This is a genomic window from Bifidobacterium pullorum DSM 20433 (assembly GCF_000771405.1).
GTDB lineage: Bacteria > Actinomycetota > Actinomycetes > Actinomycetales > Bifidobacteriaceae > Bifidobacterium > Bifidobacterium pullorum.
The window spans coordinates 1-10,285 of record NZ_JDUI01000018.1 but is presented as its reverse complement, the minus strand read 5'-3'; the positions used below and the strand labels follow the sequence as shown (position 1 = coordinate 10,285).

At 64.4% G+C, this 10,285-nt stretch carries 10 protein-coding genes; 8 read left to right on the top strand and 2 right to left on the bottom strand.

The genetic code is table 11. The features are described from left to right. The first annotated feature begins 75 nt into the window (after positions 1-75). Entirely contained in the window at positions 76-312 is a 237-nt protein-coding gene (locus OU11_RS08410) for a DUF6364 family protein (protein WP_033516133.1), read from the top strand. Further along, positions 309-737, top strand: coding sequence for a type II toxin-antitoxin system VapC family toxin (locus tag OU11_RS08405; RefSeq protein ID WP_033516131.1), 429 nt, complete (start codon positions 309-311; stop codon positions 735-737). Before OU11_RS08410 ends, OU11_RS08405 begins: the two co-directional genes overlap by 4 nt. Positions 738-763: 26 nt before the next feature. On the opposite strand, the gene OU11_RS08400 is transcribed toward OU11_RS08405, so the two are convergent. Further along, on the bottom strand, positions 764-1,162 hold the full coding sequence (locus OU11_RS08400) for a hypothetical protein (protein ID WP_033516129.1): 399 nt from the start codon (positions 1,160-1,162) through the stop codon (positions 764-766). Positions 1,163-1,386: 224 nt separating this feature from the next. On the opposite strand from OU11_RS08400, the gene OU11_RS08395 reads away from it, so the two are divergent. The 3 genes from OU11_RS08395 to OU11_RS08870 all read left to right on the top strand — a co-directional run bounded on the left by OU11_RS08395 (position 1,387) and on the right by OU11_RS08870 (position 4,681). Then, a complete protein-coding gene (locus OU11_RS08395; RefSeq protein ID WP_033516127.1) occupies positions 1,387-1,812 on the top strand; it encodes a hypothetical protein in 426 nt (141 codons plus the stop codon). A 58-nt stretch (positions 1,813-1,870) separates the two neighbouring features. Further along, a complete protein-coding gene (locus OU11_RS08390) occupies positions 1,871-3,685 on the top strand; it encodes a proline--tRNA ligase (RefSeq protein ID WP_223224142.1) in 1,815 nt (604 codons plus the stop codon). A 351-nt stretch (positions 3,686-4,036) separates the two neighbouring features. Next, positions 4,037-4,681, top strand: a complete 645-nt coding sequence (locus OU11_RS08870; protein WP_052122801.1) for a single-stranded DNA-binding protein — start codon at positions 4,037-4,039, stop codon at positions 4,679-4,681. Positions 4,682-4,718: 37 nt separating this feature from the next. Here OU11_RS08870 and OU11_RS08380 read toward each other — a convergent pair whose 3' ends face one another. Then, a complete protein-coding gene (locus OU11_RS08380; protein ID WP_033516124.1) occupies positions 4,719-6,803 on the bottom strand; it encodes a M13 family metallopeptidase in 2,085 nt (694 codons plus the stop codon). A gap of 157 nt (positions 6,804-6,960) precedes the next feature. Between OU11_RS08380 and OU11_RS08375 the strand changes: the two genes are divergently transcribed. The 3 genes from OU11_RS08375 (at position 6,961) to OU11_RS08365 (ending at position 9,986) form a co-directional block, all read left to right on the top strand. Next, positions 6,961-7,602 carry an HdeD family acid-resistance protein gene (locus tag OU11_RS08375; protein ID WP_033516122.1) on the top strand — a complete coding sequence of 214 codons (642 nt, stop codon included), beginning with the start codon at positions 6,961-6,963 and terminating at the stop codon, positions 7,600-7,602. Between the two features lie 74 nt (positions 7,603-7,676). Further along, the gene (gene map, locus OU11_RS08370) at positions 7,677-8,456 is read left to right on the top strand and encodes a type I methionyl aminopeptidase (protein ID WP_033516120.1); all 780 of its coding nucleotides are present in this window, start codon (positions 7,677-7,679) and stop codon (positions 8,454-8,456) included. A 237-nt stretch (positions 8,457-8,693) separates the two neighbouring features. Next, positions 8,694-9,986, top strand: a complete 1,293-nt coding sequence (locus OU11_RS08365) for a citrate synthase (protein WP_033516118.1) — start codon at positions 8,694-8,696, stop codon at positions 9,984-9,986. Positions 9,987-10,285: the final 299 nt, after the last annotated feature.

Below are 10,285 nucleotides of genomic sequence, written 5' to 3'. Positions count from 1 at the left end.
ATTTCACGCTCAAACATTATGACGAACGTCGGAATACGTATATAATGGACAATATATACGTATAAGGAGGACGGGATGTCTGATCTCACCAAACTGACGTTGAGCATCAACCGCGGGACCGCCGCCGCCGGCAAGCAGTACGCCGAACGCGCGGGGCGAAGCCTGTCCTCCATCGTTGGGGATTACCTCGACGCGTTGACTGCGGCGACGAACCCCGCGCCGTTATCGGGCGATGTGGCATCGCTGATGGGCATCGGCTCCGGCCCTGCCGACGAGCATGATTGGAAGGCTTATCGGGAGGCGCGTCAATGAAGATAGTGATCGATACCAACGTGTTCATCGATGTCATTCTGGCCCGTGAACCGATGTGCCATGCATCCGCCCGGACCCTCGAACTGGCGCACCGCGGCGACATGACCCTGCTGATGCCGGCACACAGTGCGGGCACGATTTTGTATATCGTGGAGAAAAACCGCGACCGCGATACCGCTGTGAAAACTCTGACCATGTGCATGGGCCTCTGCCGGGTTGCGGCCCTCGACGAGGCGACAATCTTGCAAGGATTGGCATATGGGTTTAAGGACCCCGAGGACTCGTTTGTCGCCGCCATCGCGGTCAGGGAACATGCGGACCTCATCGTCACCAACAACGTGAAGGATTTCAAGGATTCGCCTGTGCCCGCGATCACCCCTGCGGAAGCCGTCGCACGTTTGCATAGTGCGGCTGCGAACGGTTGAGTGGTGATTCCGGCAACGCCCTAAGCCTATCCCTCGACCATTTTGAGATACTGCACATAGCCGTCATCGGTTCGGACGATGACCTCGGTCTTGGATGACGGACTGGAATAGACTTCCGTTCCGACAGGCAGTGCCGTGGCGTCCCAATCCTGGAAGTCATCGGTTACACCGGTACGTTCCACGGTGCCGATCCGATCACCGAGCTCGCTGTCTTCGATGCCGGGAATGATGTCGCCCCGAGAGTAGGCCGTTTCATCGATAACAACGAGATCGATTTCGGCGTTTTGGCTCACCAGGCACTCCGGAGTCGCCGACTTGGCGCTGTTGCCGGCGCAGGGATTCGTTCCGCAGCCGCCGACGAGGACGAGCGAGACAAGCGCCGCGGTGATCCCCGCAATCGTCGTTGTTCTGAGATTCGCCATCATTGCCCCCTCAGTGAACCAGATGCCCAACAACACCTACGGTATCACAAGAAGCGGTATGTCGTCGGGGAGGGGACAGTCGCAGGCGTTCGGGGTGTGTGGCGTCGCCGGTTTGACGGTTCGTCGGCTAGGATGAACATACCGATACCGATGACGGTCGGTGCCAATGGCGGTGCCGTCCGTGGCTGCCGGCGGGCGTTCGCCTCGCCGGTGAAGGGAGGCTTGCCATGAAGCGTCTGACGTATGTGTGGTCCACAATCGGCCTGCTGATCCTGTTCGCGGTGTTCCTGATGTTCCAGATGCCGGGCATGCCGGCGTGGGGCACGGTCAAGCTCACCGACATCCTGATGATCATCGGCGGCCTGCTGTTCATCGTGCCGATCTACATGGATTCGCTGCGGCGCAAGGACGGCGATGGCGCCCCGAACCGCTGGGTGTGGGCCACGCTGCCGCCGGTCGGCATGGCCGTGGTGTGCATCGGCATCCTGATCCCGAACACGGTGGGGTTCTTCTCGCTGTTCCCGCTGGCGGACGTGTTCTACCTGGTCGGCTGCCTGCTGATGCTGCCGATCGTCGTCTACCCGCCGTTCGACCTGAACCGCGAGGAGCTGGAGGAGCAGATCGAGGATATGGAGGAGCATATGGGCCGCTGACCGGCTCCCGGTCTTGGTGTGCCCCGGCTTGTCCCCTCGCGCGAATACCTTGGAACGCATGAGTTCCAAAGCACTTCGTATGTCTACGCTGTTCCTGCGCACGCTGCGCGAGGACCCCGCCGATGCCGACGTCGATTCGGCCAAGCTGCTGCAGCGCGCCGGCTACGTGCGCAAGACCGCGCCTGGCATCTGGACGTGGCTGCCGCTGGGCCTGCGTGTCCTGAACAAGATCGAGAACGTCGTCCGCGAGGAGATGGACGGCATCGGCGCGCAGGAGGTGCACTTCCCGGCGCTGCTGCCGCGCGAACCGTATGAGGCCACCCACCGTTGGGAGGAGTACGGCGAGAACCTGTTCCGTCTGAAGGACCGTCACCAGGCCGATTACCTGCTGGCCCCGACCCATGAGGAGATGTTCACGCTGCTGGTCAAGGACCTGTACTCCTCGTACAAGGACCTGCCGGTGACGCTCTACCAGATCCAGACCAAGTACCGTGACGAGTTCCGTCCGCGCGCCGGTCTGATTCGTGGCCGCGAGTTCGTGATGAAGGACGCCTACTCGTTCACCATCGACGAGGAGGGCATGAAGCAGGCCTATATGGATGAGCGCGGCGCCTACGAGCGCGTGTTCAACCGTCTGGACTTGAAGTACATCCCGGTGTTCGCCATGTCCGGCCCGATGGGCGGCTCGGCCTCCGAGGAGTTCCTGGCGCCGATGCCGATCGGTGAGGATACGTTCGCGCTCGCCCCGTCCGGCAAGGCCTGGAACGTGGAGGCGCTGACCACGCCCGAGGTGCCCGAGGTCGACTGCTCGGCCACCCCCGCCATGGTCAAGCGCGAAACCCCGGATTCCAAGACCATCGAGGCGCTGGTCGAGACCGCGAATCGTCTGTACCTGCGTGAGGACGGCCGTGAATGGACCGCCGCCGACACGCTCAAGACCGTGGCCGTCACCGTGCTGCACGCCGAGGACGAGGACCATGATAAGCCGTGGCGCGAGGTCATCGCCGTGGCCGTGCCGGGCGATCGCCAGGTGGATATGAAGCGTTTGGAGGCGCAATTCGCCCCGTCCGAGCTGGAGGAGGCCACGGAGGAGGACCTCAAGGCCCATCCCGAGCTCGTGGCCGGCTACATGGGCCCGATGATGTTCGGCAAGCAGGCCGAGGCCGCCGGTGTGGCCGAACCGGTGCGGTTCTTCATCGACGCGCACGTGGCCCGCGGCTCCGAATGGATCATCGGCGGCGACGAGCCGGGCAAGCACACGTTCCACGCCGTGTACGGCCGCGACTTCGAGGCCACCGGCACCGTGGAGGCCGTGGAGGTGCGCCATGGCGACATGAGCCCGGACGGCTCCGGCCCCTTGAGCTTCGAGCGCGGCGTGGAGATCGGCCAGGTGTTCCAGCTGGGTCTGAAGTACTCCAAGGCCCTGGACCTGAAGGTGCTGGACCAGAACGGCAAGACCGTACCGGTGTGGATGGGCTGCTACGGCATCGGCGTCAGCCGCGTGCTCGCCTGCATCGCCGAAACCCACCATGATGACAAGGGCCTGGTCTGGCCGGCCATCGTGGCGCCCGCGCAGGTGCACGTCATGGCCACCGGCAAGGACGAGGCCGCGTTCGAGGCCGCCGAGAAGCTGGTCGCCGAACTGGAGGAGCGCGGCATCGAGGTGCTGTACGACGACCGCAGGAAGGTGTCCCCGGGCGTCAAGTTCAAGGACGCCGAGCTGATCGGCGTGCCGCTGATCGCCGTCGCCGGACGAGACACCGTGAACAACGGCACCATCGAGATCCGCGGGCGTGCCGCCGGCGACTCCGAGGCCGTGCCGGCCGCCGACGCCGCCCAGGCGCTCGCCGACAGGCTCGTGGCACTGATGTGACGCTTGCCGTGCGTTGACTTGCAGCCCCTCTTCCACTTCGGAAGAGGGGCTGCCTGCATGTGTGGGGTCCGTTCGGGGGATAGGGGACGCCTTCGCGTCGTCGAAACGGCGAATATGTGGATACGGCGCCGGTTATGCACCGGAGTTATCCACAACACGCCCGACATCGGAGTCTGCGTCCACCGCGCCGCCTTGGCGTTGCCTGCGGGCGGTGTCCGGACGCATAGTGGAACCACCGATGAGCCACGGTGCGGCGACGGCGGGACGCTCCTTATCTCTCCCTCCACCTCGGTTCCCGCGCCGCCGCGCCGTGGTTCATGCGGTCCACTGCAATAGGAAAGGGGCTGGGACATGGTGCAGATGGGGATGGTCACCATTGTCGGGTATGTGGGCAACGATCCCGCGTTGTTCGGCAAGGGACGGAGCGTATTGTGCTCGTTTCGGTTGGGGTGCACCCGTGGATACTACGACGCGGAGCGTGTCTGGCATAGTTTCCCGACGACATGGGTGACGGTGAAGACCTTCCGCCGTCTGGCGGAGCATGTGCATCGGTCGGTGCGCAAAGGGGACCCGGTTATTGTGGCGGGGCAGCTGAACACGGAGATGTGGACGCAGGATAATACGGAGCGGAGCCGACTGGTGGTCGAGGCGTCCAGCGTGGGCCATGACCTGAACGGCGGCACCGCGATGTTCCATAAAACGGAGCGTATGCCGCGCGGGGAGCAGGGGACGGAAGGCTCCGAGGTCCGCCCGGTCTCGCAGGGCGTCGGCGTCAACCCGTATGCAGCGCCCTCGGTCCCTCCCTCGGGATCGGCGGAACCGGTGCGGATCGACACGTCCGGTGCCGGCGGCGTCACGGCGTCCGCGATGTCGGAGCCGGGGGCGGGGCAGCCGACGGGCGACCGGGGAGCTGAACCGTCCGAATCGGATATGGAAGGAGCCGGCGAGCCCGTTCCCGAATCCGATCAGGACGAGTTCGCCGGCTCCGCGTTCTAGCTCATGCCGGTTTACGGCCGGCATTGGGTGGATCGGCTCACCAGATGCGCACGCGCTGGTCCGGCGCCAGCCACATCGGGTCGCCGGGGTTGACCTCGAACGCCGTGTAGAACAGATCCACGTTGCGCGCGATACCGTTGGTGCGGAACTCGGCGGGGGAGTGCGGATCGATCTGCAGGTACTGCTCGGCTAACTCGTCGCGCTGCGTGGTGCGCCAGATCGACGCATAGCTCAGGAAGAAGCGCTGCAGTCCGGTGAATCCGTCCACCACCGGCGCCTGCTCCAGTGCGGCGGCGATGGACTCGGGGGTGCCGTCGTTCTCCTTGCCCGCGGCCTTGTCGAGCGCGATGGCGTAGGCCTTGAGCGCAATGCCGACGCCGCCCAGGTCGCCGATGTTCTCGCCGATGGTCAGTGCGCCGTTGACATGTGGCGCCTGTTCCGGATCGTCGGCGTACTTCTCCTGCAGCTGCGTGGGCACGAAGGCGTCGTACTGCTCGATCAGCGCCTTCGTGCGGGCTTCGAAGTTCGCACGATCCTCGTCGGTCCACCAGTTGTTGAGCTTGCCGTCGCCGTCGTACTGGCTGCCCTGGTCGTCGAAGCCATGGCCGATCTCATGGCCGATCACCGCGCCGATGCCGCCGTAGTTCGCGGCGTCCTCCGCCTCGGCGTTGAAGAACGGCGGCTGCAGGATGGCGGCCGGGAACACGATGACGTTCATCGACGGCTCGTAATAGGCGTTCACGGTCTGCGGGTTCATCAGCCACTCGCCGCGGTCCACGGGCTTGCCGACCTTGGCCAGCTGATAGCCGGTCTCGTAGAGTCCGGCGGCCTTCATGTTGTCCACCAGGCCGGCACCGGGCGTGATGTCGAGCGCGGCGTAGTCGCGCCAACGATCCGGGTAGCCGATCATCGGGGTGAACTTGGACAGCTTCTCCAGGGCCTTGGCCTTGGTCTGCTCGCCCAGCCAATCGCTGTTGGTGATCGAGACGCGGTAGGCGCCGATGAGGTTGGCCACCAGCTCCTGCATGCGCTGCTTGGAGCTTTCGGGGAAGTGCAGACGCACGTATTCCTCGCCGACCTCCTCGCCGCAGACGCGGTTGACCAGTGCCACGGCTCGCTTCCAACGGTCGCGCTGCTTCTTGGCACCGGACAGGGTCTTGCCGTAGAACTCGAACTGCGCATCGTCGAACCGCTGGCCGAGCGCGCTGGCCCAACCGATCAGCGTGTGCACCCTGGCCCACAGCTTGAGGTCGTCCAGATCGGCCTTGTCCCAGAACGCGTCGAGCCCGGAGAAGAAGCTGGGCTCGCAGACGTTCGTGTTGGCGAGCACGCCCGCCATGTCCACCGGCTGGGCGGCACCCGCCGGCGTCGCGTCATAGGCCGCCTGCCAGGCCTCGGCCCAGGCGGCGATGTCGAGATGGGCGAGCGTCGCGCACAGGTCGGCGTACGAGGTCATGTTGTAGGTCTTCTGCGGGTCGCGGACGGCGACCACATCCCAATGGTTCGCGGCGATGCGCGTTTCGACATCCAGGAACCGCTGCGCCACGGCGTCGGCGTCCTCGTCATGCTCGGCGTAGTCGGCCAGCTTCAGCAGGGTGGACACCATGGCCGTGTACGCCGTGCGGATCGGCTCGTAGCGGTCCTCGCGGTAGTAGGCCTCGTCGGGCAGGCCGATGCCGCCCTGCGCCAGATGCGCGATGTTGGTCTCCGGGTCGGCGGGGTCGCCGTAGACGGCCATCTCGAACAGGTCGGGGCCGCCGGTCGGGTTGAGCGTGCCGAGCACGCGGATGAGCGCGGCCTTGTCGGCGGCGCCGTCGATGGCGTCGAGATCCGCGCGGATCGGGTCGATGCCCGCGGCCTCGATGGCCTCGGTGTCCAGGAACGAGTCGTAGAGCGCCTTGGACTTGACCGCCGTGCAGCCGTGCTCGTCCTCGAGGATGTCGTGGATCTGGCGTTCGGCGTCCTCCGCGAGCTTGTCGAACGCGCCGTAGCGCGAGCGGTCGTCGGGGAGGCGGTAGGTGTCGATCCACGGACCGTTGACATAACGGAACAGGTCGTGGGAGGGCTTGATGACGGAGGAGAACGATGCCGGATCCAGTCCGGAAACCAATGCTGTAGTCATAACCCCACAGTATCCGCGTAAGGTGACATTCCCGGCATCGGTCAAGGGGAACGGGGGAGGAGCCGTTCAGCTGTTGGCTAAGAAATTAGGCACTGTGTCTAACATAGAAGACAGGTGCGATATCTCGCACCGTTTCGACAAGAGCAAGGAGCATCCGATGTCGAATCCGAATTACAACGACCAGAATCCTTACGGCCAGCAGCCTTACCAGGGGTATCCGACCGATCCGTTCAAGCTGTTCGAGGAGATGCTGCCGCAGCAGGCCAAGAACGCGGTGCGCGGCCTGTACGGCGTCATCGGCGTGGCCGCGGTCGTGCTCGGTCTGGCGCTGCTGTTCTGGCCGAGCCATACGCTGGCCATCGCGGCCGTCATCCTCGGCATCTACTTCGTGGTCTCGGGCGTGATCCGCGTCGTCTCGGCGATCGTGGAACTCGGCCTGCCGGCGGGCTGGCGCGTGCTGAACGTCTTCGTGGGCGTGCTGCTGGCCATCGGCGGCGTGGTGGTGCTGAAGAACGCCGCGTTGTCCGGCGCCACGCTGCTGGTCATGATCACGCTGGTCGTCGGCATCGGCTGGATCATGGAGGGCGTCATGGCGCTGCTGGAATCCTGGAAGCTGCCCAAGTCCGGCTGGGCCGTGCTGTACGCGGTCGTGTCGGTGATCGCGGGCATGGTCATCCTGTTCGCGCCGCTGAGCTCGGCGATGTGGCTGATGATCTTCGGCGGCATCGCGTTGATGGTGATGGGCGTCTCGTCCATCGTCCGCGCCTTCACCTTCGGCCGTACGCCGAAGTCCGTGTGAGCCGTGGCGTTACGGGTGGACCGGTCCGTTCCTATGACGTCCATATGTTGGGCGTGCGAAGTAAGGTATCAAGCATGATCGAACTGAAGACACCATCGGAAATCGAAGCGATGAAGCCCGCCGGCCGTTTCGTGGCCGGCATCCTGGCCGACCTGAAGAAGACCACCAAGGTCGGCACCAACCTGCTGGAGATCGACGACTTCGTGCGTCGCCGCATCGAAAGCCGCAAGGGCGCCGAATCCTGCTACGTGGATTACGCCCCCGACTTCGGCACCGGTCCGTTCGCCCACTACATCTGCACCTCCGTCAACGACGCCGTGCTGCATGGCGTGCCCTATGACTACGCGTTGAAGGACGGCGATCTGCTGAGCCTTGACCTGGCGATCAGCGTCGACGGCTGGGTGGCGGACTCCGCCATCAGCTTCGTGGTCGGCGAGAAGAAGGACCCGGAGGACCTGCGTCTGATCAAGTGCACCGAGGAGGCGCTCGCCGCCGCCATCGACGCCGCCCAGTCCGGCAACCGCCTGGGTGACGTGTCCTGCGCCGTGGGCGACGTGGCCCGTTCCTACGGATACCCGATCAACCTGGAGTTCGGCGGCCATGGCGTCGGCCATATCATGCACGGCGATCCGCATGTGCCCAACGACGGCAAGGCCCGCCACGGCTACAAGCTGCGTCCGGGCCTGGTCATCGCCATCGAACCGTGGTTCCTCAAGACCACCGACGAGATCTATCAGGATCCCAAGGATGGCTGGACGCTCAAGTCCTCCGACGGCTCCCGTGGCGCCCACAGCGAGCACACGATCGCCATCACGGACAACGGCCCGGTCATCCTGACCGCCCGCGACGAGTGACGGCCGCCGCCGGGCGTCGCCGTAGGTAACCGAACGCCTGGGATGGCCATCTGTCAAGACAACCCGAGCCGGGGTGCGTTCACGTTTGTTACGATGAGCGCGCCCCGGCTCTCGTATACGCCGGCGTGGGGCATGACGGCAACCAGCCAAACGGTGTGATAACGGAACAGGAATCGGGTCCGTCCGCGGCGGGGCGTCGTGTACGGGCCGGACGCAGTCGAGGAAAGGCACGCACATATGGCAACAGCACAGCTCAACGTGGATTCGGCCAGTTTCACGCTCCCCGTGGTCAAGGCCACGGCCGGACCGGATGGCATCGTGGTGTCGAAACTGCGCAACGACGGTTGGGTGACGCTCGATCCGGGGTTCCTGACCACCGCGCAGTGTGAATCGAAGATCACCTTCATCGACGGCAACAATTCGATTCTACGGTACCGCGGCTATCCGATCGAGCAGTTGTGCGAGCAGTCCGACTTCCTCGAGGTCGCGTGGCTGCTGGAGAAGGGGGAGCTGCCGAACCGTGAGGAATACGAGCGATTCTGCACGAAGATCAACCATCGCACGATGGTGGGCGAGGATTTCCGCACCTTCATGGGGTCCTTCCCCCGCTCCGCCCATCCGATGAGCGTACTGGCCTCCGCCATCAACGCGCTGGCCACATTCCATCCGGACACCTGCGGCATCGACGACCCCGAGCAGTTGGACGAGGCCGCGGTCAATATCATGGCCAAGGCGCGCACGATCGTCAGCTACATCTTCCGCCGCCGGCACGATGAGCCGATGCTGTATCCGGATTACGCGCGCGGCTATGTGGACGATTTCCTGCGCATGTGCTTCGCCGTGCCGTATGAGCCGTTCGAATCCGACCCGCTGTATGTGCACGCGCTCGGCCGTCTGCTGATCATCCATGCCGACCACGAGCAGAATTGCTCGACCTCGGTGGTCCGTATCGCCGGTTCGGCGCAGGCGAACCTGTATTCGGCGGTGGCGGCCGGCATCAACGCGTTGTCCGGACCGTTGCACGGCGGCGCGAACGAGGCCGTTCTGCGTCAGTTGGAGGCGATCCGCGATTCGGGCAAGACGGTCCGCGAATTCGTGGATTGGGCCAAGGACGAAGGCCACCGCATCTCCGGACTGGGGCACCGGGTCTACAAGTCGTATGACCCGCGTGCCGCGATCGCACGCGGGTATTTGGAGAAGATACTGGAACGGGAGGATACGCTGCATCTGCCGGCGGGCGAACGGGCGTTGTTCGACATCGCCACCGAGCTGGAGGACATCGCCTCGCACGATGAGTACTTCGTCTCCCGGCACCTGTATCCGAACGTCGATTTCTATACCGGACTGATCTATCGTGCGATCGGATTCGATCCGGCGATGTTCACGACGCTGTTCGCATTGGGGCGCATCCCCGGCTGGATCGCGCAGTATCGGGAGATGCTCGCCGACCCGAATACCAGGATCGGCCGTCCGCGCCAGGTGTATACGGGGCACGGCCAGCGTGACTATGTGCCGTTCGACCGACGCTGAGCACCGGTGCCGTGGAAGGTTACGTCACTGCGACACGCCGATGAACTTCGGTTCCGCGTCCGATTTTCACGGCGGAACCACGATATCCTGATAGTGGAAACGGCCAAAAAGGGCCGATTGCGACACGCCGAAGGAACCGTGTGATTTCAACGGTTCCTTAGGTCTTCGCGGCCTCCGATTTGCAATGAGGGGCGCATCGGGGTAAATTCATATTTCGCTGCTCAGCACGGCGGCCTCCTCTCCAAGAGATGAGGAAGCTTGCTGGTGTGGTGGTGGTTTGAGAACTCAAGAGCGTGTTT

What these genes read in the sequence shown, in the direction of transcription:
- map (WP_033516120.1), top strand. Translation starts at nt 7,677, where the DNA reads ATGATCGAACTGAAGACACCATCGGAAATCGAAGCGATGAAGCCCGCC.
- OU11_RS08400 (WP_033516129.1), bottom strand. Translation starts at nt 1,162, where the DNA reads ATGATGGCGAATCTCAGAACAACGACGATTGCGGGGATCACCGCGGCG.
- OU11_RS08390 (WP_223224142.1), top strand. Translation starts at nt 1,871, where the DNA reads ATGAGTTCCAAAGCACTTCGTATGTCTACGCTGTTCCTGCGCACGCTG.
- OU11_RS08380 (WP_033516124.1), bottom strand. Translation starts at nt 6,803, where the DNA reads ATGACTACAGCATTGGTTTCCGGACTGGATCCGGCATCGTTCTCCTCC.
- OU11_RS08395 (WP_033516127.1), top strand. Translation starts at nt 1,387, where the DNA reads ATGAAGCGTCTGACGTATGTGTGGTCCACAATCGGCCTGCTGATCCTG.
- OU11_RS08410 (WP_033516133.1), top strand. Translation starts at nt 76, where the DNA reads ATGTCTGATCTCACCAAACTGACGTTGAGCATCAACCGCGGGACCGCC.
- OU11_RS08365 (WP_033516118.1), top strand. Translation starts at nt 8,694, where the DNA reads ATGGCAACAGCACAGCTCAACGTGGATTCGGCCAGTTTCACGCTCCCC.
- OU11_RS08375 (WP_033516122.1), top strand. Translation starts at nt 6,961, where the DNA reads ATGTCGAATCCGAATTACAACGACCAGAATCCTTACGGCCAGCAGCCT.
- OU11_RS08405 (WP_033516131.1), top strand. Translation starts at nt 309, where the DNA reads ATGAAGATAGTGATCGATACCAACGTGTTCATCGATGTCATTCTGGCC.
- OU11_RS08870 (WP_052122801.1), top strand. Translation starts at nt 4,037, where the DNA reads ATGGTGCAGATGGGGATGGTCACCATTGTCGGGTATGTGGGCAACGAT.